20 protein-coding genes, 1 riboswitch and 1 other annotated feature are annotated in these 26396 nt (G+C 30.1%); of the genes, 4 read left to right on the top strand and 16 right to left on the bottom strand.

Features of this window, described 5'->3' with window-relative positions; translation table 11 throughout:
* Positions 1-88: 88 nt before the first annotated feature.
* From BN2409_RS04105 to BN2409_RS04095, 3 genes are all read right to left on the bottom strand, one after another.
* Complete coding sequence (locus tag BN2409_RS04105; RefSeq protein WP_053955401.1) at positions 89-1012, bottom strand: DMT family transporter; 924 nt, start codon at positions 1010-1012, stop codon at positions 89-91.
* Positions 1013-1138: 126 nt separating this feature from the next.
* Complete coding sequence (gene serS / locus BN2409_RS04100; RefSeq protein ID WP_053955400.1) at positions 1139-2416, bottom strand: serine--tRNA ligase; 1278 nt, start codon at positions 2414-2416, stop codon at positions 1139-1141.
* Between the two features lie 55 nt (positions 2417-2471).
* Positions 2472-2687: a binding site (T-box leader), on the bottom strand.
* Between the two features lie 61 nt (positions 2688-2748).
* Positions 2749-3243: a hypothetical protein gene (locus BN2409_RS04095; RefSeq protein WP_053955399.1), complete on the bottom strand. Its 495-nt coding sequence runs from the start codon at positions 3241-3243 to the stop codon at positions 2749-2751.
* A gap of 147 nt (positions 3244-3390) precedes the next feature.
* On the opposite strand from BN2409_RS04095, the gene BN2409_RS04090 reads away from it, so the two are divergent.
* Positions 3391-3582: a hypothetical protein gene (locus BN2409_RS04090; protein ID WP_053955398.1), complete on the top strand. Its 192-nt coding sequence runs from the start codon at positions 3391-3393 to the stop codon at positions 3580-3582.
* 945 nt (positions 3583-4527) lie between these two features.
* On the opposite strand, the gene BN2409_RS04080 is transcribed toward BN2409_RS04090, so the two are convergent.
* Entirely contained in the window at positions 4528-6342 is a 1815-nt protein-coding gene (locus BN2409_RS04080; protein WP_053955396.1) for a 6-bladed beta-propeller, read from the bottom strand.
* A 576-nt stretch (positions 6343-6918) separates the two neighbouring features.
* Positions 6919-8403, bottom strand: a complete 1485-nt coding sequence (locus BN2409_RS04075) for a WG repeat-containing protein (RefSeq protein ID WP_053955395.1) — start codon at positions 8401-8403, stop codon at positions 6919-6921.
* Positions 8404-8875: 472 nt separating this feature from the next.
* On the opposite strand from BN2409_RS04075, the gene BN2409_RS04070 reads away from it, so the two are divergent.
* Complete coding sequence (locus BN2409_RS04070) at positions 8876-9910, top strand: stalk domain-containing protein (protein WP_053955394.1); 1035 nt, start codon at positions 8876-8878, stop codon at positions 9908-9910.
* 217 nt (positions 9911-10127) lie between these two features.
* Positions 10128-10616 carry a 2,3-bisphosphoglycerate-dependent phosphoglycerate mutase gene (locus BN2409_RS04065; protein WP_110942942.1) on the top strand — a complete coding sequence of 163 codons (489 nt, stop codon included), beginning with the start codon at positions 10128-10130 and terminating at the stop codon, positions 10614-10616.
* 232 nt (positions 10617-10848) lie between these two features.
* Here BN2409_RS04065 and BN2409_RS17105 read toward each other — a convergent pair whose 3' ends face one another.
* The 3 genes from BN2409_RS17105 to BN2409_RS04055 all read right to left on the bottom strand — a co-directional run bounded on the left by BN2409_RS17105 (position 10849) and on the right by BN2409_RS04055 (position 12859).
* Positions 10849-11025, bottom strand: a complete 177-nt coding sequence (locus tag BN2409_RS17105; RefSeq protein WP_199872917.1) for a hypothetical protein — start codon at positions 11023-11025, stop codon at positions 10849-10851.
* Between the two features lie 513 nt (positions 11026-11538).
* A complete protein-coding gene (locus BN2409_RS04060) occupies positions 11539-12099 on the bottom strand; it encodes a rhomboid family intramembrane serine protease (RefSeq protein ID WP_053955393.1) in 561 nt (186 codons plus the stop codon).
* Positions 12100-12337: 238 nt separating this feature from the next.
* Positions 12338-12859, bottom strand: a complete 522-nt coding sequence (locus tag BN2409_RS04055) for a folate family ECF transporter S component (RefSeq protein ID WP_053955392.1) — start codon at positions 12857-12859, stop codon at positions 12338-12340.
* A 55-nt stretch (positions 12860-12914) separates the two neighbouring features.
* Positions 12915-13017, bottom strand: a riboswitch (THF riboswitch).
* A 181-nt stretch (positions 13018-13198) separates the two neighbouring features.
* Between BN2409_RS04055 and BN2409_RS04050 the strand changes: the two genes are divergently transcribed.
* On the top strand, positions 13199-13816 hold the full coding sequence (locus BN2409_RS04050; RefSeq protein ID WP_053955391.1) for a site-2 protease family protein: 618 nt from the start codon (positions 13199-13201) through the stop codon (positions 13814-13816).
* 254 nt (positions 13817-14070) lie between these two features.
* On the opposite strand, the gene BN2409_RS04045 is transcribed toward BN2409_RS04050, so the two are convergent.
* From BN2409_RS04045 to BN2409_RS04010, 8 genes are all read right to left on the bottom strand, one after another.
* The gene (locus tag BN2409_RS04045) at positions 14071-16797 is read right to left on the bottom strand and encodes a UPF0182 family membrane protein (RefSeq protein ID WP_110942941.1); all 2727 of its coding nucleotides are present in this window, start codon (positions 16795-16797) and stop codon (positions 14071-14073) included.
* 102 nt (positions 16798-16899) lie between these two features.
* On the bottom strand, positions 16900-17946 hold the full coding sequence (locus BN2409_RS04040; protein ID WP_053955389.1) for a PTS sugar transporter subunit IIC: 1047 nt from the start codon (positions 17944-17946) through the stop codon (positions 16900-16902).
* Positions 17933-18778, bottom strand: a complete 846-nt coding sequence (gene nadC, locus BN2409_RS04035) for a carboxylating nicotinate-nucleotide diphosphorylase (protein ID WP_110942940.1) — start codon at positions 18776-18778, stop codon at positions 17933-17935. The genes BN2409_RS04040 and nadC overlap by 14 nt, the downstream gene beginning before the upstream one ends.
* Entirely contained in the window at positions 18760-20322 is a 1563-nt protein-coding gene (gene nadB / locus BN2409_RS04030) for an L-aspartate oxidase (RefSeq protein WP_053955388.1), read from the bottom strand. The genes nadC and nadB overlap by 19 nt, the downstream gene beginning before the upstream one ends.
* A 5-nt stretch (positions 20323-20327) precedes the next feature.
* A complete protein-coding gene (gene nadA, locus BN2409_RS04025) occupies positions 20328-21242 on the bottom strand; it encodes a quinolinate synthase NadA (RefSeq protein WP_053955387.1) in 915 nt (304 codons plus the stop codon).
* 111 nt (positions 21243-21353) lie between these two features.
* Positions 21354-21875 carry a transcription repressor NadR gene (locus BN2409_RS04020; protein WP_053955386.1) on the bottom strand — a complete coding sequence of 174 codons (522 nt, stop codon included), beginning with the start codon at positions 21873-21875 and terminating at the stop codon, positions 21354-21356.
* Positions 21876-22195: 320 nt separating this feature from the next.
* Complete coding sequence (locus BN2409_RS04015; protein WP_053955385.1) at positions 22196-24043, bottom strand: ABC transporter ATP-binding protein; 1848 nt, start codon at positions 24041-24043, stop codon at positions 22196-22198.
* On the bottom strand, positions 24040-26229 hold the full coding sequence (locus BN2409_RS04010; protein ID WP_053955384.1) for an ABC transporter ATP-binding protein: 2190 nt from the start codon (positions 26227-26229) through the stop codon (positions 24040-24042). Before BN2409_RS04010 ends, BN2409_RS04015 begins: the two co-directional genes overlap by 4 nt.
* Positions 26230-26396: the final 167 nt, after the last annotated feature.

The raw sequence follows: 26396 nt of genomic DNA, 5'->3' as shown, positions 1-26396 counted from the left end.
ATAAACTATATTTTCCAAACTTGAAAATTTAGTGACGTTTTTTATGACTTTGCCTACAAGCAGCTAGGTAAAGCTATTATAAAACTCATTACCTCATATTATTTTTTTCTTTTTTATCAGGAAATAAAAAACTTAATTTCGTCTCCGTAATAATAATGGCGCAGAAAATTAGGAAACATCCTAAAATCATCTTAGAAGTTAACAAATCTCCTAAAAGAAGTACTCCAAATATAGTTCCAAATACAGATTCTAAAGATAAAATAATAGCTGCATGAGTAGAAACGGTATACTTTTGTGCAACATTCTGAATGAGTAATGCACCCATAGTCGATACAAAAGTCATATAACCAATTGCAATTCCTATATCTTTAAGATTTCCTTCAAATACAGGAGCAGGTTCAAACATAAAAGCTCCTATTAAACTCAATACTCCTGTAACTCCTATTTGAATTGTAGCAAGTGCAATAGGATCCATATCCTCTGCAAAATGACCTACAGAAGTAATATGAGCTGCAAATAATACTGCACATAATAATGTGAGACTATCTCCTATTCCAATATGTAAGCTTCCCTGAAGAGTTAAAAGTCCGATTCCTATAGCTGTCAAAAATGCACCTATCATATTGTACCCATCTGGTCTTTTTCTAGTGATTCCCCACACTAAAAATGGAACGATTACCACATTGGTTCCTGTTAAAAATGCAGATTTACTAGCAGTTGTATATTGTAATCCTATTGTTTGGATAATAAATGCTAAAAACAAAAAAATTCCTACAATAGTTCCAGAGATAAAATCCTTTTTAGTAATCTTAATAAATCTTTTCCAAAATATAATGGCTAATGTGACAAAAGCTAATGTAAATCGAATTCCATTCATATAAAAAGGCTTTAGAATGTCTAGACTATCCTTCATAAAAATAAATCCGCCACCCCAAATAATCGCTACTAAAAGTAAAGAAACATCTGCCAATAAACTTTGTTTTTTGCTTATTCCTTTTACCCTTTCACTCATTCCTATTTCCTCCTTATTTTTCTGTCTGTCTCATTATTGTAAATATTTTCTTAATTTATCGTCTCATGAAAATTGCGACAAGTCAAGACAGTTTTTGTATACAAAATAAGAAGGCTATAGGCCTTCTTATTTTGTAATTCTTTCTAAGCCACCCATATATCCTCTTAATGCATCTGGAATGATTACAGATCCATCTTCTTGTTGATAATTTTCTAAAATAGCAGCTACTGTTCTTCCGACTGCAAGTCCTGATCCATTTAATGTATGCACATATTCAACTTTTCCTTTTCCCTCTGGTCTAAATCTTATATTAGCACGTCTTGCCTGAAAATCTTCAAAGTTGCTACAAGAAGAAATTTCTAAATATCTTCCATAGCTTGGCATCCATACTTCAATATCATAAGTACAAGCAGAACTAAATCCCAAATCTCCTGTACAAAGTTTAACGACTCTATAAGGAATATTTAACCTTTTTAGTATTTCTTCTGCTGCCAAAAGCAATGCTTCTAATTCTTGATAAGATTCTTCTGGATTTACAAATTTCACAAGCTCTACTTTATTAAATTGATGTTGTCTAATCAAACCTCTTGTATCCCTTCCTGCTGAACCTGCTTCTTTTCTAAAACAAGGTGTATAAGCGGTATGATAAATAGGAAGTTTAGCGCCATCTAAAATATCATTCATATAAAGATTTGTCACAGGAACTTCTGCTGTTGGAATCAAGAAAAAGTCCTTGCTTGGAATATGGAACATATCGTCTTCAAATTTTGGAAGCTGTCCAGTTCCTGTCATACTATCTCTATTCACCATAAATGGTGGTAGTATTTCTGTAAATCCATGCTCTGTTGTATGAAGATCAAGCATAAAGTTTACAACCGCTCTTTCTAATCTAGCTCCTGATCCTTTGTATACAGTAAATCTTGTACCTGTAATTTTGGCTGCTGTTTCAAAATCTAATATTCCTAAATCAGTACCAATATCCCAATGGGCTTTATGTTCAAAATCAAATTTTGTAGGCTCTCCCCATTTTTTTACTTCTAAATTATCTGCATCACTATCTCCTACAGGAACACTTGGATGTGGTGTATTTGGAATACCTAGAAGAATATCTTTTATTTGTGCTTCTATATTTTTTACTTCTTCATCTAATTCTTTTATCTTATTAGATAACCCTTTCATTTCTTCTAAAACTGATGTTGCATCCTTACCCTCTTTTTTAAGCTTTGGAATTTCTTTTGAAACTGTATTTTGTCTATTTTTCATTTGCTCTACTTCTTGGAGAATTCCTCTTCTTTTTTCATCTAATTCTACCACTGTATGAATTCCATAATCTCCGTGTCCACGTCTTTCTACTAATTCCTTTACTTCAGCTAGATTCGTTCTTAGTCTTTTAATATCTAACATTTTCCTTCCTCCTTCTGCTTTATAAAAAAATATAAAAAAACCTTTCATCCCTAAAAATAGGGACGAAAGGTTACTCTTCCGCGTTGCCACCCTTGTTGGCTGAATATTTCAGTCCACCTTCTAGCGATATAACGGTCGCACCCGACAAAACCTACTTTTAGTTCAGTTTGTAACTCAGGGATGGATTCAATCATAAGCTTCATCGGTTTGCACCTTCCACCGACTCTCTAAAGAAACTATATCATTTACTATTTCCCATCATTGTCTTTCCTCATGTTTAAGATATTTTAACATATTATATATATCATTTCAATATGTTTATCTTTTTATACCTAACCTTTTTCACTCACAAAAGATAAAAGTCCAGGAATTCTTTTCTCTCTCAAAGCTTCGTATACTTGGTCTAATCGAATTAAGTAAGGATCATTGATACAAAATGGAATAATCTCTTCTTTTCTTTCTTTTCCTTTAAATATATATAAATATAATTCTTTTTCTATAAGCCAAAGTTCTATATACAAATCATGTATAATATTTTCTCTTAATTTTAATCCTATATATTCTTCATCTCCTACTTTTAATAAATCTTTCCCATCTACTATAGAAACTATACTTATGATTTCCTCAATACTTTCTTTTAATTTTTCTTCTTTTTCTTCATCCTCATAGTATTTTTCTATATAATCCATATGTAAATCCATCATTTCATAATATATTCTTTCAAGCTTTTGATCATTTCTTTGTAGATAAGCAAACAAACCTTGAAACAAATACTTTATAATCTTTACACAATAAGTTCCTGTAGTAATCTCATATTCCTTTTGCATAGCCCCTCCTCCTAAAGAAATAGACCTATTTTATATTATGTATAAAATTCATTTATGTGACCCATATACAATTTTTCTCCATCATGTATATTTGTTTTAAATTTAGTTAATAATAATCATTATAGAATATCCAAGGGGGGTAACAATATGTATGATATTGATTTATATGCACAAATTGGTGATTTAAAAGAAATCGATTATAGAAACACTTTAGCTATTGCTACTATTATAGAAATTTTGATTGAAAAAGGATTCATGAGTCGTAGAGAATTTTCTCATATGGCAAGGCACTTAGATGACATGTCTTTAGAAGAATTAAAAATATTAAGAAATAGATAAACATAATTCCATCCCTTTTATATAAATTTATATTTGAAAAATTTTAAAAAGAACTTTCTTTGATTGAATGGTAGTATACCAATACACCTGTCAGAGAAGGTTCTTTTTTGATGATTCTACTATTGTTCAACTATATGATACATTCACTTCAAAATCAACATATGACAAATATACTATGTAATATGTTGCATTAAAAAAATAACACATAAAAAGAAAATTATAAAAACCACCTTGTAAGATTATAATTTCAATATTTTAGGTTGTTTTTATGAACACAACAGAATTATCATTGTATTGCGTTAATTAAGTTGTAAATCATCTATGAAACTTAATTAAGTTTCTATATTTATTTGCTAATAAAATCATTATTATCATTAAAATTATTAGTCCGAATGGAATCTTGAAAGAAAAAACACATAAAAAATATAACAATGATACTCTTCTCATATAACTTGGAGAGGATTTCGTTTTTAACACTATATAAACTCCATAAAATATTATTAGACCTGCTAAAAAGGCATGAATACTATTGATCATATTTTTATCTAGATAAAGAGAAATAATTGAGTATATCAAAAATAGACTTCCAGATAGTACCGCAAGTATTAGAGCTACACAATGCATATTTCTTGTTGTTTTATTCATAAGCTAAACTCCTTAGTAGTATTTAATATCATTATAAATCATAACTTAGAAATCTTAGAATCTTAGGGACGGTTAATAGAATCTTAGGTAAGAATCTTAGGGAAGGTTAATGCTTTTTCTTCATTATAAACCCCATTAACCTAACCCCTAAAAACATTTCATTTGAATTTTATAAATAATAAAAGTTCTTAACCGTCCCTGATGATAAAAGTTCTTAACCGTCCCTGATGATATTCTTTGCTATAAAAAGAGAGAATACACAGAATGATTTACACTCCCTAAGAAAGTTAATTAACCTTTTTATTTAGATAGGGTAGTGAGATTAGTTCTTGGAAATTTCATATCCATAAATTGTATACGATGATTACCTGTATCCACTACATATATATTTCCTTTACTATCTACTATTATCCTAGTAGGACTGTTGAATTGCCCCTCATTATTTCCTGCACTGCCCCAATATGTAATAAAAGTTCCATTGGAACTAAATTGTTGTATTTGTTCTTTATATGTGTCTGATATATATATATTTCCTATATGATCTATTGCTATACCGTATGAACTTGTAAATTTATTTTTTTTATTTATTTTCCAAGAAGTGATATACTTTCCATCAACATTAAACTTTTGGATATATTTCGTTGATAAATCAACTACATATATATTATCTTCACTATCTATTGCTATATCAACAATACTTTTAAATTCACCTTTGTCATACCCCTCACAGCCCCAAGAAGTAATATACTGTCCATTAGAATTAAACTTTTGAATGCGATCATTATCCTGATCTGCTATATATATATTGCTTTTACTATCTATTGCTATGCTATATGGGCATTTAAATTGCCCAGCTTTATCTCCTTCGTTACCCCAAGTAGTAATATATTTACCATCAGTATCGAACTTTTGAATACGATGATTACCTGTATCAACTACATATATATTTCCTATATGATCTATTGCTATACCTCGTGGAAAATTAAATTGTCCAGGTTTATCTCCTTCGCTACCCCAAGAAGTAATATATTTGCCATCAGCATTGAACTTTTGGATACGATGATTATATGTATCAGCTACATACATATTCCCTAAGTGGTCTACTGTTATATCAGATGGATATTTAAATTGCCCTTTTTTGTTACCTGAATCTCCAAAATAGGTGATAAAAGTTCCATTAAAATTAAACTTTTGGATAACTTCTTTAGACGTATCTGTTACATATATATTTCCTACATGATCTATTGCTATACTTCGTGGAAAATTAAATTGTCCAGGTTTATCACCAAAGCTACCCCAAGAAGTAATGTATTTGCCATCAGCATTAAACTTTTGAATACGATTGTTATACGTATCAGCTATATATATATTTCCTACATAATCTATTGCTATGGCAAATGGATCATCAAATTGCTCAGCCTTATCTCCTTTATCTCCCCAAGAAGTAATGTATTTGCCATCAGCATTAAACTTTTGGATACGATGATTACCTGTATCAACTACATATATATTTCCTATATGATCTATTGCTATACCTCGTGGAAAATTAAATTGTCCAGGTTTATCTCTTTCGCTACCCCAAGAAGTAATATATTTGCCATCAGCATTGAACTTTTGGATACGATTGTTATAAGTATCAGCTACATAAATATTGCCTGCATGATCTATTGCTATACCAAATGGAGAGTTAAATTGTCCATCCTTGTCACCCTTATTCCCCCAAGAAGTAATATACTTTCCATCAGTATTAAACTTTTGGATACGATCATTCCCAGTGTCTACTACATAGATATTACCTATGTTATCTAAGACTATGTCTTGAGGATAATCAAACTGACCATTAGAACTTCCTTCATTCCCCCAAGATACTATATGATTACCATTCGAATCTAATTTATGTACGCAATTTTTCACTTCATCAGTTACATATATATTTCCTATATTATCTATTGCTATGTTACCTGGATGTTTTAAAAAACATGGATCAGATGGAAGCTTCTGAATAAAATTGGGCATGCTTTCAGCAAAAGTATATGTAGATATAAAGAAAATAATAGTATTAACCAGAATAAAAATTTTAATAAGTTCTTTTTGATTTTTTATATAACTAAACAATTTTTCAACCTCCCATATAATATTTGCTTTTTATTCATAAACATTAATTTGTAAAAAATTTATTTTATACATAATATTAACATATTTTAGCATCATATGGTAAATATCAACGTAGTTCTATATCTCTATTTTAAATTCAACTATTCCTCAAATCTATGTTTAGGTATTAATTAATCTCCTAGATCACCAGTAATCTTAACCCCGTTAATGCTTTTTCTTCATTATAACCCCCATTAACCTCACCCCTAAGAAGATGTCATTTGAATTTTATAAATAATAAAAGTTCTTAACCGTCCCTGATGACCTGATGACTGCTGATGACTGTACTGATGACTGTAAACTATTCAACACCTTTGACAGCAAATCCTCTATCAGAACGATGGAACAAAATTCACTTGATGTAATCGTACAAGGCTTTTGGGAGCACTTTTTCAATCAGACCTTTGCGATTATTGAGCAAAGGATCCTTTTTTCATTTTCCTTTATTTATAGAATTGTTTTATATAAAAAAGACCCATATTTTAAGGGTCTTTTAATTTTTTTACTATTAGATCAGTATCATATACCTTATTGGTTTTATCTGTTGCAATAATAACTTTTGTTGTCTTTAAACAGAAACAAAGTCTTTACACTTTCATCTTTGTTTAAAATAGGTGTAATCAAGTCATATTCTATAGGAATTAACAATTGTCCTCTCATATTTACAACTCCATATTTATCTTTAAGTTTAACTATAATATTGTCATTATCCCATACAGTAAGATAATCATATTTAGGTTCAATCAGTGTTTCTTCTTCCCTATTTATTAACCCCCATTTATTATTTAGTACTACTGGTTCACAAAAGTCTGTTATTGTAGGATGTACCCTGCTTTCAAATGTATATTTAGTATCCATGATAAATTTACCTTCTTTATTAAAAATAGAGGTTTTACCATTTTTTTCGATTAAAAAGCCTTTATAAATAGGACATATAAACTGTTTCGCAAAAGGAATTATTATTTGATTTTTACTATTAATAACGCCTTCTTCTTCACCTTTTTTTACATTAAAAAATTTTTTATTATTTTTACAAATTTCAATCGAATCATAAATAGCTGGAATATATATATCTTTATTAAAACTTTGGAATCCTTCTTTTTCATTTGTGCAGAAAATATAACCATCATCATATAATCTGATTTGATCATATTTTGCTTCAACAACAATGTTTCCATCTTTATTGATAATTCCATATTTCATGTCATTATCTTGGGACTCTGAATTTTTATTTTTTATTGCATATCTACTATAAAGATAATCTTTTTCAAAAGGATCTAAAAAATCAAATTTTAATGGAAGTATAAAATCATTTTTCTTGTTAATTATTCCAAACTTACCATCTTTACAAACTCGAGTCATATTATTAGAAAAGTTATATATCTGATCGTATTGTGGCTGTATTACAACATTTCCAGACATATCTAAGCATCCCCATTGGTCGTTTTCTGTAAATCCTATGAAACCTTCTCCAAGAGTTATTGGGGCACTGTCTATAGTTGAAGGGTGAATAATTTCACCTTTATAGTTATATAATCCAAATTTTCTATTTGATTCAAATGAATATACTGGAGTTTTTACTAGTGTTAATGAAAGTTTTGAAAAACAAATACCCGTTATTCGATGATCGAGCTTCTTTATTTCATCTCCATTAACATTAATTAGTTTGAAAGTTTGATATACATCAGGATCAGTGTCATATAAATGTGCATCTTCTTTTTTATTTTCACCAACTAAAACATATCCATTTTCACAATTATATGGATACATTGACTTTGGGGCTACAATTTCTTCACCTTCTGTAGTATATATTCCAGATAATTCTGTGTCATAGTCATATACTATAACCCTGTTTTCATTTATTGGAAGTATATAAAGATCCTCGATATTAGCAGGATAAGACAATTGTGCTTCTTTGATTTCTGGAAGTTCTATGGCTGTACTAGTAACACTTGAGCATCCTGTTAAAGTAATTAAAAAAATAGTTAAAATAATATTTGATATATATTTCCTACAATTCACTGTCTAAATACCTCCTTTAATAATGTTAATAAGTACTAACCATTAGTTTAGCGTATAAACTATCCAAATTCATTTTAACATTTTTTGTAAATTTTTCATATAGTTATATACTTCTATTTAACTTTCAACTATTCCTCAAATGTATGTTTAGGTATTAATTAATCTCCTAGATCACCAGTAATCTTAACCCAGTTAATGCTTTTTCTTCATTATAAACCCCATTAACCTAACCCCTAAAAATGTCTCATTTGAATTTTATAAATAATAAAACTAATGCCTAAAAGTTCTTAACCGTCCCTGATGTGTAATTTGTAATCTTCTATTACAAATTTCTACAAAATACTGTATAATATCTAGTGCGTGAAATACTTTCTAATATATACCAAAATACCTTGACATTGCTAGAAAAACCTATATTTATTAATATATAAGGTAATTAAAAATTCAAACAACAATAAAAGGAGGAAGGAACATGGCAAAACATAAGACTTTAAAACGAATGTTAGTAACAGCATTAATTGTTAGCACTATGGCAATCCCTGTCTTTGCAGATAATATCGTCAAAGATCCAACACACCCTGCAAATGATAGAACTTATGTATCAACACCGTTGCCAACAGAAGCGTCAAAAGATTTTGTTAAAATTGGAGAGATTGTTTATAAAATATACGACAATCATGTACCAGATGGTAAAAATAGTTATCTCGTAAGAGAAGTACAAAGAGATACGAAAGTGCAAAAATTTACAGGCAATGAAAAACTAGATGAAGCAATGAATAAAGTAATTATGAAAGAAGCAGTTATTAATCTATGGTATGATTATGCAGTAGAAAGTATCTATTCTATTGATGGTGTTCCTATAGAAAAAACAGAATATGTAAATATGGCAGGAAATATTGATCACATGGAAAGATTAAGAGAACTTAATAAAAAAAGTGAACAAAGAAAGATTCCAGAAGTAACTGCATTAGAAGAAGTGAATATTTATCGTGAAGTTTTAGGACTGAACAAAATTAATGTTTCAGAACAAGAAGCAATTAAAAAAATACAAGATTTTGCATATAAAAATAATTGTAAAGTATTTGATGGAATAGATGTAAAAACAGGAAAACCAGTTGGAGAAGTACCACAAGTTACAACACCAAAAGAACTAACAGTTGAAGTAAATGGAATAAAGGTAAATGTTGATGTACCTCCATATTTAAGAAATGGTAGAACAATGATTCCATTTAGGGCAATCTTTGAAGCTCTAGGGGCAGAGGTAGATTATGACTTTACAAATCCAAATGAAAGAAAAGTATGGGGTATCAAAGGAAATAATAGAGTAGATATGATTATTGGTAGCCCTAAAGCTCTACGAAACGGACAAGAAGTATATATGGATACTACTCCAGAGATCAAAGAAGGAAGAACATTTATTCCAGTAAGATATGCTTCTGAATGGCTAGGGGCTAAAGTAGATTGGAATGAAGAGACACAGACTGTTATTATTCATCTAAATGAATGAGCAACCTGTGAATAGACTTGACTATAATAAGTCAAGTTTTTTCTTTGATATTATTTTCATAGTAGATAAAGATTTTTAAATAAATCTCAGGAATCTCAGAATCTCAGGAATCTCAGGGACGGTTAATGCTTTTTTTTCATTATAAACCCCATTAACCTAACCCCTAAAAACATTTCATTTGAATTTTATAAATAATAAAAGTTCTTAACCGTCCCTGATGCCATTTGGTGCACTTCAAGGTCTAGATAAGGAAGAAACATCTAAAAAATATGGAGAAGAACCGGTTAACAAATGGAGAAGGTCTGTATATGTCACACCTCCCGCAATAGAAAAGACAGATAAAAGATATCCTGGTCTAGAATTAAAATATAAAGATTTGAGAACCTCAGACATTCCTCTTACAGAAAATCTTAATAATACAGAAAAGAGAGTGTTAGTCTATTGGCATAATACTATTGCACCTTCTATTAAATCAGGGAAAAAAGTGATTATATCTGCTCATGGTAATACTTTAAGAGCTTTAGTAAGATATTTAGACAACATACCTGATGATGGAGTTTCAACTTTAAACATTCCTACTGGAATACCTCTTGTATATGAGTTAAATGAAAACCTAAATCCAATAAGACATTATTATTTAGGTATGGATGGTGAACTACCAAAGGTCGCTATTCCAAAGGAAATTCATTCATTAATTTATACTTAGAATATCAGGTAATTGTCATAAATCAATACTGGATTAATATTTGCTTTGTATTTTTCTACAACTGCGTATTACTTATTTTATCATAGTATAAGAACTCCTGAATCACTAAGACATCACTGCATAAGTTATAAGAACCCATACTGTGGACGCATATGAAGAAACACTTTACTCTGAGTAAGTCAGAGTAAAGTGTTTTTAATAGGTTTTAATAAAAAATTGATTTAGATACTTACTAATCTTGATACCCAGATAATTGTTGATTTGCAGAATTAAGTGAATTTATTGCTTGTTGAATCTTGTTTTTGTTGTCTGGTTTTTCCGCAGAATTAAGTGCTTGTTGTAATGTGTTAACAGTACTTTGCACTGATGACATACCTTGGTCAACGTATTGTTTAGCTTTTCCCGGCATATATGACACCTCCTTTAATAATATATTCAAAAATAGTATTTGTATAAATTCAAATAAATATTCAGATGTAGCAGACGTACACGTTTAGTATTAATCCTTTTAAGTTCCTTGCCTCGATCAGATAATTGACCTAACCACATTAGTGGATAATAGGACGGTAGCTGTTATAGAAGGAAAACTCCATTTTACACAATAAACATTTTGACAAATAAAAAAGCACAGTCAAGTAATTAAAATAGCTTGACTGTGCTTTTTTAAAATTCTTATATTGGCGAAAACTTATTTTTGAGTTTATCATAACTCTATTTTAAAGTAATCTATGACAAATCTTAGTTTTTTCAAAATTTTAGAAAGTATCAAAGTAAAAATATAGTAATTTCAATATGTATAGCTGATTGTTATTTAAAAATATAATTGAGTGTTCCTTTGGTAACAACTACCGTCTCATTACCCCTACTAAAAACTTTTATGTGCAACTAACTTACAACTATTTTGTGTTGGAACTATTTTAAATTAACGTACCTTGCTGCATAGCATACTAATTATAATACCAGTAGAAAATCCTACCGAATGAACAAATAATGCATCTAATCCTTTGAAATTGCCTGCAATAAAATAAACTATTAACGAATCCAATTCTCTATTGTGTAAATATGTTTCTAAAAGCTTTTTTTCTTTAAAGCATAGTATCAAAACAACACCTATCAATGCATAAATCCCTGGGGATCCTCCAATAGACGACTCAAAAGAGTATGTAACCATAAATAGTATATTAGTTATAATATTTCCAATTATAAATATACTATTTAATCCAACACTCCCAATTTCTCTTTCTAATAATCGACCTACACAATACAAACCTATTATATTTGCTAATATATGGATAATTCCTCCATGAAAAAACGATGCAGTTATAACCCTCCAATATTCCCTTTTTATTAATACTGCATCTTTTTTTAGAGCACCCCATTCAAATAATATTCCTTTAAGTACTATTTTATCTAATATAAATATAATTATAAATATACTAATTAAGAATAATGTACCTTTTGGTAAATGCTTTGAATTATCCATAATCTTATTCCCCTTTCTTTCGTAGTTATCTCCTTTTACTCTTTTAGATAATTTTGAAATTAACACATTTTACAATAACATGGAGTTTTTTTCAAAAATTGTTGTATTATTATAGTAAATCAAAAAGAACCTCCCTTGACTAAGGTATGATCATACTACCATTAAATCAAATAAGGTTCTTTTTTTCATTCCAATAATTTTATCAATGTGAATCTATATAATGATTTTACGTCTTATATTACTTCGTTTTATGATTTAGCTTTGGAAAAAATATTCCTATTTTATCCATAGACTTATATACTGTAAAAATTAAATATACATGAATTGGAAACATAATAATTTCTTTTTTTAATCTTGGAATCATTAAAATTTGTGCCGCTTTTCCTGTAATCATACTTAACCAACAAGTATTTAAAAACAAATTAACAAATATTGTAATTACAAAAACAGCTATACTTACTCTTTTTAAATTTACTTCTTTTTGATAAAGAAATACTCCATAAATCGTTCCTCCCAAAAAAGCGCTTAAAGTAAAACCTGGAAAATAAGCCCCCTTTGGAAAAATCATCATTCCCAAAATATCTGCTACTGCTGCAGTTAGTCCTGCTGAAACTGGTCCAAATATAGCTCCACACATAGCTACAGGTAAAAAACCAAACCCAATTCTAATAATAGGGGTTTCAATAGCAAAAAACCTAGTTAGCACAATCTCTATGGATACTAGTAAACTCAAATACACTAACTTCTGTGACTTTTTCATTTTACTCCTCCTTTTCCTGCAATATGCCGGCAAAAGAAAGAATAAACCCTTTTGCGGCAGCGGAATGCGGTGAATGTATCGCAAGCTAAATTTTGCTCTTCGTCTAAAAGACAACTTCCCGTTCTTTTAGCACTTGACGCACAAATACCTACTCTGCCTTTATTGCAATTTTATATTTTGAGTATATTATAAACAATATTTATAAATTCTTCAACTCCTAAAATAGACTTTGTCATGTCCTCTCATGAAAATATATGTTTTTTCATAAGCAAGTGTTTTTCAATCTTATCTTTTGGTATAATATATACATATACTTTGGTCCAATAAAGGAGGAAATGAATGGATATTAGACAAACACTTTTAATTATTCCTGGTATCATTATAGGATTTGCCTTTCATGAGTATGCTCATGCACAAGTAGCTGTTTGGTTAGGAGATCATACTCCACAAGATGAAGGAAGGCTTTCTTTAAATCCAGGCGTACATATCGACCCTTTCGGATTTTTATTTATTCTTTTAGCTGGTTTTGGATGGGCAAAGCCTGTTCATATTAATGAAAATAATTTTAAAAATCCCAAAAGAGATGATATTTTAGTATCTTTAGCTGGCCCTGCGATGAATTTACTCATTGCAATATTTTTTCTTACCATTATGAAAATTACTCCAGCTACCTTGTTAGGTAACTTTTACAATACTTTCATGGAAGTTTTTGATTACACTGTATGGATCAATGTAGTTTTATTTGTATTTAACCTTCTTCCTATTCCGCCACTAGATGGATCTCATATTTTATTTGGAATATTAGGGATGAAGGATAAACCTATCTATTATGAAATTGCTTCAAAAGGAAGATTTATTTTAGCACTACTGATTATTACCAATATGATAGACAAAATTATGGGGCCTCCTATTCAAATGGTCTATCAACAGCTTTTAAGTATTTTTCTATTTATATAGTTAAAAGGGAATCCATAGGATTCCCTTTTATACTAAATACAAAGTATATTTTAGCAAAGTCATAAAATGCGGAACATTTATTGAGAATTTGTGAAAATATAGAATAAGTAAGAAAATGATTAGCATTACACTGTTTGAACATAGCGAGTTTGTAATGCTATTTTCGAGCGTTTCTTTATATTTTCCAAATTTGAAAATCAGTGACGTTTTTTATGACTTTGTCTACAAGATCAGGGAATCCATAGGATTCCCTTTTACATTTGATTTAATTTTTCTAAAACTCCTCTTAATTCATCAATGTATTTCCCATACTCTGCCCAATTTCCATTTCTTTGAGATTCTTCTGCCTTTTTAAATAATTCATTTGCCTTTACAATCAATCCTTTTGTATCCATTACCTCTTCTTCTTTTGTTGGTATAGTAGGTGATATTTCTTCCTCTACTCCAAATAAGCTCTCTAAAGCTTTTTCTAATGTACTTTCATAAGCAATCTTGTCTCCATAAGCTACAACTACTCTTTTTACCTCTGGAAGGCTATTTTCATTATCTGCTTTTAAATAAATTGTCTCTACATATAAAAGTGAGTTCTCAATAGGGATGGTCATTACATTTCCTCTAATATAAGTAGATCCCTTCTGTCCCCATAAAGAAAATTCTTTAGAAATATTTGTGTCTTGATCAATTTTAGACTCAATCTGCATAGGTCCATAAATGTTTTTTTGCTTTGGCATTGTATAAATAATGAGCTTTCCATAATTTTCTCCATCATTTCGTGCCATTAAAAGAGCTGTTAAGTTTGGTTTATTTTTTGGTGTATATGGAATCGTAAGCAAAAACTCCTCTTTTTCTTCTTCTGGAAGCTTCATAACAAAATAGTTAGATTCCATTTGTTGTTTTTCTCGATCATATATTTCATTGGCAATATCCCATAAATCCTCTTGTTGATAAAATACATCTATATCATTCATATGATAAGTTTTATAGATATCTGCTTGTATATCAAAGAAAGCTTGCGGGTATCTTATATGACTTTTAATTTCCTTTGGCATTTGATCCATGCTTACAAATAAATCAGGGAATATCTTTGCCATAGTTTTGATCACTGGGTCTTTTTTATCAGATATATAATATTTAATATCTCCATTATATGCATCTATTACTACTTTTACTGAATTTCTAATATAATTTGTATCATCTTCTCCAAAGGGCTTTGCATAAGGATAATTCCCACTTAAAGTATATCCATCTAATATCCAAGAGATTTTTCCATTTTCTACTACTAAATAAGGATCATCATCATAGTAAATAAAAGGTGCGATTTTTCTAGCTCTTTCTTCTATATTTCTATAAAGTAAAATTTTACTATCTTTTGTAATATTTCCTGATATGAGTATCTTAAAGCTTCCCTCTTTAATGGCATATAAAATTTTGTTGAGTCCTCCTAATTTGATTCCTGCATTTCCCTTATAAAAAGTTTCTGCATTCCCATCTCCTTTAGGATAATCGAATTCTTCTTCTTTTGTATTGGTAATAACATAATTATTGGTAAGCTCTCCAAAATAAATTTGAGGTTGTTTAATTTGTAAATCTTTTATCAATGATTGAGGAGGAATATCTTTGATCAAAAGATCTGGCTGACCTTCATCTGTAATATCACGTACAGAAGACAATGCTACTCCATACCCATGAGTATATTTTAGGTGTTGATTGATCCATTGTTTGCTTATTTTATTTTCATCTATTTCTCTTGGAGATAGAAAAACTTGAGTCAATTTTCCATCTATGTTGTATCGATCTACATCTACATCATGAAATTGATAATAAAGACGAATTCCTTGTCTTTGATTGTAGTATTGTTTTGTAGGTCTATAATCATTAATTCTTATATTATTTAAAGTCTCTTGATTTTCTTTAATATCTTCTTTTGTTAGATTTTGTTCTGCTGTAAACTTCTTTTTTTCTATTTCATCTAATCCATAAGCTTTGTTGGTATAATCAATATGATCCGCAAGATATTTTCTTTCTTTTGAAATTTCATCAGGAGCTACAATAAAGTTTTGTACTCCTAAAGCTGCTACATTTCCTAAAATAGATATCAAAACCATAAGGACTGGTCCTGTAAGAGCTAATCTTAGCTTTTTCCCTTTTGCTCCTATTATAAATAATACAGCTGAGATACCTGCTAAAACAATTTGTATTCTGTATACCCACAAGGTTACATGAACATCTGTAAAACTCGCTCCATAAGCTACTCCTCTAGGAGAATACAAAAGATCATACATTTTTAATACATATCCTATTCCTAATAAAACAAATAGAATCGTTCCTAAAATAATAATCTGTCCAAAGGCAATATGAAAAAGCTGCTTTAGATTATCTATGTCTATTCTTTTATTCGGAGTACCTTGCATATCATGATTTACATCAAATAAAGTAGGCCTTTTCACACTTACTAAAATCATATACAAAATCACTGTAAGGATTCCTAAAAATATAATAAAACTAATGGATAAATAGTACATTCTTTCAATCAATGGAAGCTTAAACATATAAAAACCTACATCATTATGAAAAATAGGATCTTTGATATTAAAATTTGTTCCATTGAAAAATTTAAGAATCTCAAACCATAAACTGCTATTGACTGTAATGGTTGCAAATAAGGAAAAGATCGCTGATATTCCTAGAATAATCCTGTTTATTTTCTTTTCACTTATTCCTACATAAGATGTATGAATTTTTTGGTTATAGCTTCTTTTAATGGACAGTAAATAGAAATGAATAAAAAGAGTAAGTACAATAAAGAAAGGAATTCCTATCTTAAATTGTGTAGTAAGTTTTGTTAAAAATATTTTTGTATACCCTACTTCGGAAAACCACTGATAATCAGTAATAAAATGAATAATTGTCCCAAAAGAAGTCAGTACAAAAATCACTCCTATGACCAATAATCCTAATAAAAATCCTGATGATTTTTTCACACTTTTCACCTCTTTACAAATGAGTTATGTATAATATACCCTATTTCTTGCAAAAATAAGCTCGATAGTCTCATTATACTATCGAGCAGAATTTTTTTCAAACTATGGGTTTAATTTCATATCACCTAATTTAATCCATCTTTTTTTTCTCATATAATTAGAAATCATCAGTGTAAGTAAAGCTGGAAGAATAAAATGAAGGATTAAAATTTTCCCCACAATCCAATTCATAGGCTCTGTTCCTTTCATGACAGCAATGGTTCCAAATTGGCCCACCAATCCACTTGTTCCCATTCCAGCTCCAATGCTATTATTCTCCATCTTTAAAATAGTAGTCGCAATAGGTCCTAAAATAGCACTAGCCAATGTAGGCGGTATCCAGATAAGAGGGTTTTTAATAATATTTGGAACTTGTAACATAGATGTTCCAATCCCTTGAGCAATTGCTCCTCCAAATCCGTTTTCTTTGTAACTTGCAATAGCAAACCCAATCATTTGTGTTGCACATCCTACTACAGAAGCTCCTGCTGCTAGACCACTAAGTCCTAATGAAATAGATAAAGCTGCACTACTAATAGGAAGCGTCAAGATCATTCCCATTAAAGCTGCAACTACTATACCCATAGGAATAGGCTGAAGCTCTGTAGCATGATTGATCATTGCTCCTAAACCTTTCATAAAAGATGATATAAAAGGACCTATAAATACTCCTGCCATTCCTCCTACCAATATGGTTCCTAGTGGAATAATTACAATATCTACTTTTGTTTTTCCTGATACTATTTTGGCAAATTCAGCTCCTATTAACGATCCTATAAATGCCCCTACAGGCTCTCCTATAGTAATAGTAAAAGATGTATCTATCGGTACAATCGTTCCTGCTCCTATAGCTCCTGTTACAATAGATGCAAATATTCCAAGAGGAGGTGCCTTTATACTAAAAGCTACTCCTGCACCAATAGCAGGCCCCATTAAAAATTGAGCAACTTTACCAAAATTTATCAAGAAAGAAATATTTGTATACTCTCCTATTTGTTTTAATATAAGTCCTATAATCAAAGAAGAAAAAAGTCCTAATGCCATTCCATTTAATGCATTTGTTATATAATCTCTAAAAGAAAATCTACTTTTCAATCTATTCTCCTCCATCTGTAAATAATAAGCTTATATCCATAGCCTTCACTGAATGAGTAAGGGCTCCTACTGAAATTATATCTACTCCTATGGCTGCTATCTCTTTTACTCTTTCTATTGTAATATTCCCTGAAGCTTCCAATATAGATTGTTTGTTATTTATTTTTACTGCTTTCTCCATTGTAAGTAGATCCATATTATCTAGCATAATAATATCTACACCTTCATCTAAAGCTTCTTTTAATTCTTCTAAGGATGTAACCTCTATTTCTATTTTTGCTGTATGCGGGATATTTCTTTTCGCTTTTTGAATAGCTTCTTTGATACCTCCAACAGCTTTTATGTGATTATCTTTAATCATTACTGCATCTGATAAATTAAATCTATGATTGTATCCTCCTCCTATAGAAACTGCATATTTTTCTAATATCCTTAAATTAGGAGTAGTTTTTCTTGTATCCACAATTCTTGTAGGATATTCTTTGATAGTATCTACATATTTATTCGTTAAAGATGCAATACCTGACATTCTCTGAAGTAAATTAAGAGCCGTTCTTTCCCCTTTTAAAATTGATTTTGTTTTTCCTTTTATTTTTACAATTTTTTCTCCCTTTTTTAGAATACTTCCATCCTCTTTTAAAATTTCAAATGAAATATCCGTATCTAACATTGTAAATACCTTTTTTGCAACTAAAATTCCGGCTAAAACGCCTTCTTCCTTTGCAATCATATAAGCTGTAGAATATAAATCATCTTCTATTAAAAGGTCTGTAGTCAAATCTTTATCATTCATATCTTCTATGAGTGCATTTTTAATAATCTTTTCTACTAAAAATTGATTATACAATTTCTCCCCTCCTCATCTATTCTGTAATGAGCTCCTATGCTTTTTGTTCTTTTTAACGAAGCATCTATAATTAGTTTGGCTACGATACAAAGATTCATACATTCATATTCATCTATGGTACTTGTTTGATCTTTTATGATATTTTCTATTTTTTCTATTTCTTTATGAGCATACAATAGGTCTTTCTCGTTTCTCATAATGAATACTTTTGCATCCATCATCTTTTTTATTCTCTCTTTTATTTTTTGTGTATCTATATTATTTTTTATCCTACATCCCTTTTGTTCTTGTTCTATATGAATAGGCAATAAATCTAGAGAATCTATAGTTTTATGAATATGATCCGCTACCCTTTTTCCAAATACAATTCCTTCTAATAAAGAATTACTAGCCAGTCTATTGGCCCCATGAACTCCACTACAAGCACACTCCCCACAAGCATAAAGTCTATCTATATTTGTTTTTCCATTTACGTCTGTATCAATTCCTCCCATGGTATAGTGCTGAACTGGAGATACTGGAATATATTCTTTTGTCATATCTATACCATCTTCTAAGCATCTATTATATATAGTTGGAAACCTCTCCTTTATAAAATCCGAGCTTTTATGTGTAATATCTAAATAAACATGACTCTTTTTTGTCTTTTCTTTCTCTATAAAAATACTTCTTGCTACAATATCTCTTGGAGCTAAGTCTTTCATTGGATGATATTTTTTCATGAAAGCTTCTCCTTTTATATTTCTAAGAATGGCTCCCTCTCCCCTTACAGCTTCTGATATTAAAAATTTCTGATCATGATATTGATCATACAAAGCTGTAGGATGAAACTGAATAAATTCCATATCCTTGATCTTAGCACCTACGTTTACGGCCATAGCAATTCCATCCCCTGTAGCCGTATGTGGATTTGTAGTATTTTTATAAACCTGACCTGCCCCTCCTGTTGCCAAAATCACTACTTTGCTTTGATAAATAACCTTTTGATTATCCTTTATGGCCAATACTCCGCATACTTTTCCTTCATAAGTGAAAAGCTTTACTGCAAATGTGTTTTCATATAATTTGATATTTTTTCTTTTTTTCACTTCTTCTCCTAATGCTCTTATGACTTCTTTTCCTGTTGCATCCTTTACATGAACAATTCTTCTCTTTGAATGTCCTCCTTCTTTTGTCACTTTAAGATGACCGAATTCATCACGATCAAACATGACTCCATATTCTAAAAGCTTCTCAATATTATTTGGAGCTTCTTTGATTAGTACTTTTGTTGTCTCTTCTCTATTATAGTAAGCTCCTGCCCTTAAGGTATCTTCATAATGAGAAAAAAAATCATCATGTTCATCTATACAAGCTGCAATTCCTCCTTGAGCGAGAGAACTATTATTTTGATCTAAGGTTGTTTTAGAAATAAGAATAATTTGATACTTTGAATCAATATTTAAAGAGGAATAAAGTCCAGAAACCCCAGTTCCTAAAATGAGTACATCACAAATCTCTTTCTTAGGATCTTCCTCTACACTCCCAAATATTTTATTATTCATTTTTTTCATCTCCCTAATTCAAGCATTTTGTTAAGAGATTGTAAAGCTTTTTTCCTTATTTCTTCTTCTACCTTTACTTCATTTTTTTCATAATAAAGAGCTTTGTATACATCTTCTAAAGTAGTTTTTTTCATATTCAAACATGTAAGATGCTGGGATAATAAATAAAATTTTTTATTTGGATTTTTATTTTGAAGTGAATGTAATACGCCCATCTCTGTTCCAATAATAAATTCTTCATCTTCACAAGTGGAAGCATACTGAATAATCTCTGAAGTACTTCCTACAAAATCTGCTTTTTTTACTACGTCTTCATTACACTCAGGATGAACCAATAGCTTTGTATGAGGATACTTTGTTTTTACTTTTTCTACTTCTGATCCTTTGACTCTATGATGGGTAATACAATAACCTGTCCATAGGATTATATTCTTTTGAGTCAATTTACTTTTAATATAGCTTCCTAAATTCACATCTGGGACAAATAATACAGTATCTTCCTTTAACCCCTCTACCACTCTTAATGCATTAGATGAAGTACAACATACATGACTTTCTGCTTTTACCTCTGCTGATGAATTCACATAGCAGACAATAGGAATATGAGGATTTTCTTTTTTAAAATTAACTAAATCATCTTTATTAACCATATCTGCCATAGGACAAGTTGCATCCTCTACAGGAAGTAATACTTTTTTATTAGGAGATAATATCTTTGCACTTTCTGCCATAAAATGTACTCCACAAAATACAATACAATCTGCATTTGTTTTTGCTGCTTCTTCACTTAATTTCAAAGAATCGCCTACTATATCTGCTATATCTTGAATTTCTGGAATTTGATAATTATGGGCTAAGATGACTGCATTTTTTTTCTCTTTTAGCTTTTGAATTTCTTCTATCATTTCTTTTTGAGTCATTTTTTTCCAATCCCTTCGTTATGTTTTTACATGTGTCTTGTCACCTGTCATACAAAAAATATAACAAATTTTTTGTATTTTTACAATAAGATAAATTTGTTATATTCAAAATTACTCGCTTAAAAAATATCCTTTTTCTCTTAATTTTTTTATTATTCTTTCATAAGCTCGATTATTAGGGACTTCTATGGTATGAATGTGTTCTCCACCTGTTAAAGAAGATAACGGTTGTGCACTACTTTTTTTCACTTTCTCCATAAAGTCTTCTATATCCATTCTTGACCCTATCATTAAAGAACTTCTAATTTCTCCATAAACAGGATGATCTACAATCACATCTAGTACCTTTGCACCCATATCTACCATAATGGTTAACTCTTCTTCAATTTGATCATATCTTTCATGAGAACATACAATAGTTTGAATATTTCTTTTCTTTTCATCAATAGTAGGAATTAAATATCCATTAGAAGTGGCCAAAATATTATATCCTTCTGCCCGAATCACTGCAATGTCTTGTACAATGACTTGTCTACTGACACCAAATTTTTTTGCAAACTCTGTTCCTGTAATAGGATCTGTATTCTTTTTTAAAATGGAGATAATTTCTCTTCTTCTTTCATCCGTTGTCATGAAATCTTCCTTTCTAAAAATTTAAAAATTTATTTTCATTATATCAGATTTTTTTTAAAAAAGAAGCATCTTATCCTAAGGATGCCTCATACTGTTGACAAAGTATAATGTAGCAAAGTCATAAAAAATAAGGAACAATTATTAAGAATTTGTGAAAATATAGAATAAGTGAGAAAATGCTTAGCATTACACTGTTTGAGCACAGCGAGTTTGTAATGCTATTTTCGATCGTTTCTATATATTTTCCAAATTTGAAAATTTAGTGACGTTTTTTATGACTTTGTCTACAAACTAAAGTATCCTGTACTAAGGATGCCTCATTATTTTTCAAACTGACTATTGTAAAGAGAAGCATAAAAACCATTATCTTTTAATAATTCTTCATGATGACCTTGCTCTATAATATCTCCATCCTTCATAACAAGTATCAAATCTGCATCACGTATAGTAGATAATCTATGAGCAATAATAAAACTTGTCCGATCCTTCATTAAGTTTTCCATAGCTCTTTGAATAAAAATTTCAGTACGAGTATCTACTGAACTTGTGGCTTCATCCAAAATTAGTATTTTAGGATCTGCAAGGATTGCACGAGCAATGGTAATTAATTGCTTTTGCCCCCCAGATAAATTGTTTGCTTCTTCATTGATTTCCATATTGTATCCATTTGGTAACATCTTCACAAAGCTTTCTACATGAGCCAGTCTTGCTGCTTCCATGACTTCTTCATCTGTAGCATTCAGTCTTCCATAACGGATATTTTCCATAATAGATCCCTTAAATAACCATGTATCTTGAAGCACCATTCCAAATATACTTCGTAAATCCGATTTTTTAAAATCATTGATAGGATATCCATCAATACATATATCTCCTCTCTGAATAGGGTAAAAGTTCATCAGTAGCTTTACAATTGTTGTTTTTCCTGCACCTGTTGGTCCTACAATAGCTACCTTTTGACCTTTACGAATATGAGTTGAAAAATCATTGATAATGGTCTTATCCTCATCATATCCAAAATGAACATGAGAAAAATCAACTTCTCCCTTCACCTCTTTAAGTTTCACTGGACTTTCTGGATCTAAAGCTTCTTCTGGCTCTTCTAAAAATTCAAAAACTCTTTCTGCTGCTGCTGCTGTGGATTGTAAAACATTAGAAATTTGTGCTACTTGACCTATAGGTTGAGTAAAAGTTCTCATATATTGAACAAAAGATAATATATCTCCAACTTCAATAGTTTTTTGAATCGCAAGCCATCCACCTAAAATAGATACAGCTACATAACCGATATTTCCAATAAAAGTCATAATCGGAATCATCATTCCAGATAAAAATTGAGATTTCCATGCTGAATGATAAAGTGTATGATTCATTGTTTCAAATTGATCAATAGCTTCTTCTTCTCCATTAAAAGCTTTTACTATATTGTGTCCCCCATACATTTCTTCTACATGTCCATTGACATGCCCTAAAAATTCTTGTTGAGATTTAAAATACTTTTGAGATTTCTTTATTACAAATATAATTAATATCATAGATACTGGAAGTATTAAAAGTGCTACCATAGTCATTTTCCAACTGATCGATAACATCATAATGAGTACTCCAATGATTGTAACGATAGATGTAATCATCTGTGACATACTTTGATTTAAAGTTTGGCTTACTGTATCTACATCATTTGTAACTCTTGATAATACTTCTCCATGAGTCCTTTGATCAAAATATTTTAAAGGCATACGATTTATTTTCTCTGAAATTTCTTTTCTTAAATGATAAGATACCTTTTGAGCCACTCCTGATATAATATAGCCTTGTATAATTGAAAATACAGCACTGACTAGATATAGTCCCAACAACCAAAGGAGGATATTTTTAATATAAGAAAAATCAATAAAAGCACCTTCAACCCCCATAATCTTACTTACTAATCCTTCAAAAATTTTGGTTGTAGCTTTTCCTAAAATTTTAGGACCTACAATAGAAAAAGCTGCACTTCCTATGGCAAAAATAATGACAATGATCATCCATATATTATAGGGCTTTAAATACTCTATTAATTTATTCATAGTTCCTTTAAAATCTTTTGCTTTTTCTACTTTCCCTATATTTCCCATAGGTCCACCAAAATGACCAGATTTTTTATTCTCTATTTTTTTATTACTCATGATGAAAGCTCCTCCTTTGAAAGCTGTGATAGAGCAATTTGTTTATATACCTCACAGTGTTTCATAAGCTCCTGATGAGTACCTCGCCCTACCACCTTTCCTTCATCTAATACAATAATCTGTTCTGCATTCATAATAGTACTAATTCTTTGTGCAACTACTAAAATAGTACTTTCTACTATTTCACTTTTTAATGCATTACGAAGCAATTTCTCTGTCTTAAAATCAAGAGCTGAAAAACTATCATCAAATATAAAAATCTCTGGTTTCTTAGCAAGGGCACGAGCAATAGATAATCTTTGTTTTTGCCCTCCTGAAACATTACTTCCTCCTTGAGAGATTTCAGAATGTAATCCTTTTGGTTTTGTACCAATGAATTCCATAGCTTGTGCAATTTCTGATATTTTTATTAATTCTTCTTCAGTCATATCTTTATTTCCATATTGAATATTACTTTGAATAGTTCCTGAGAATAAAACTCCCTTTTGAGGTACATAACCAAGCTTTTCTCTTAATTTCTTTTGAGATACATATCTGATATCCACTCCATCTACTAGTATTTTTCCACTCGTTACATCATAAAATCTTGTAAGCAAATGTACTAAAGTGGATTTACCACTGCCTGTACTTCCAATAAATGCAGTAGTTTCACCAGGCTTAGCAGTAAAAGAAATATTTGAAAGAGCATCCTCCTTTGCACCTGGATATCTAAAGCAAACATTTTGAAACTCTACACACCCTTTATGATCATTTTTAAATTCATTAGGTTCTTTTGTATCTATAATCGTCACTTTTGTATCTAAAACCTCACATATACGTTGTGCAGATACAGATGCACGAGGTAACATAATAGATACCATAGAGATCATTAAAAAAGCCATAATAATTTGCATCGTATATTGTATGAAAGCCATCATATCTCCTACCTGCATATTCCCTGTATCTATTTGATGCGCTCCTACCCATACAATAAGGATGGTGATACAATTCATAATCAGCATCATCATAGGCATCATAAGGGTCATTAAACGACTCACAAATAAATTGGTATGGGTTAAATCCCTATTTGCTTTTTCAAATTTCTCTTCTTCATATTTTTGAGTATTAAAAGCACGAATCACTAACATTCCTATCAATGATTCACGAACAATAAGGTTGATCTTATCCACAAGAGTTTGTACTCTTTTAAACTTAGGAATAGCCAATGAAAATAATAAAACAACTAATGTAAGAATGGCCATGACTGCTACAGCTATAATCCATCCCATAGAGGTATCTGTACGAAGTACCTTGATCACTCCACCAATACCTAAAATAGGCGCATAAAATATCATCCTAAGCAAAATAACCATGAGCATTTGCACTTGTTGAATATCATTTGTACTTCTTGTAATTAAAGAAGCTGTTGAAAATTTATCAAATTCTGTATTAGAAAAATGAATCACCTTTCTAAATACCCTTCCTCTCAGATCTCTTCCAAGTCCTGCTGCTACTTTAGAAGCCAATAATCCGACAATGACAGTAGCAACCATACTAAGAAGTGCTAAAGCAAGCATCTTCCCACCTGAAATCCATATATAATGAGATTGAAGCTTGTCTGTATTGATTCCTATATACTCATATTCTTTATGAATAAAAATAGTAGCTGATTGAGTAATCATACTATCAGGCATATCTTCTAATTTTTCAAATATCTTTTTTTGCATTTCATTGATCTGCCCTTTAGGCATTTTTGAATCATTTATAAATAAGTTTTTATTTGAGTCTTTCTTTTCCATTCCACTTACAATAAATATAGGTTTACCCAGTATATGATTTAATTCATCTATTTTATCTTCATCTTTTGTATTTAACTGATATAGGGGTTCTTCCTCAAGCTTTGGATATTCCTTTAAATACTCACTCCACTCACTTTTAGAAAGAGTTTTTTGATCCAAAAGAATATATTGCTTTTCTACCTTTTTCTGATCCTCTTCATTCATAAAAAACATAAGCTTATCCCATTGACTTTTTCGAATGATTTTAGGAACAGCATTTTCTACTCCTCCCTGTTGAATCCCTACATTCACAATATTAGACATATAATCAGGAAGAGATAAATCGCATATAGCTTGCACAAATAACAAAGCTATGATGAGTACGATGGAAACCATAAAAGGTTTAAGATACTTTATGATTTTTAGCATTTTATGCACCTCTTTCTATCCTTGAAATTTATTTATCATTCTTATTTAAATATAATTATGTTTTCATAACAATTATATTTAAATAAAATTTATATGTCAATAACTTTTATATGTTAATAATTTTCTTCATTGTATAATAATTATATATGCATTATAATATAAATAAA

It is taken from the genome of Inediibacterium massiliense (genome assembly GCF_001282725.1).
In the GTDB taxonomy this organism is placed as follows: domain Bacteria; phylum Bacillota; class Clostridia; order Peptostreptococcales; family Thermotaleaceae; genus Anaerophilus; species Anaerophilus massiliensis.
This window is presented reverse-complemented; position numbering and strand designations above follow the sequence as displayed.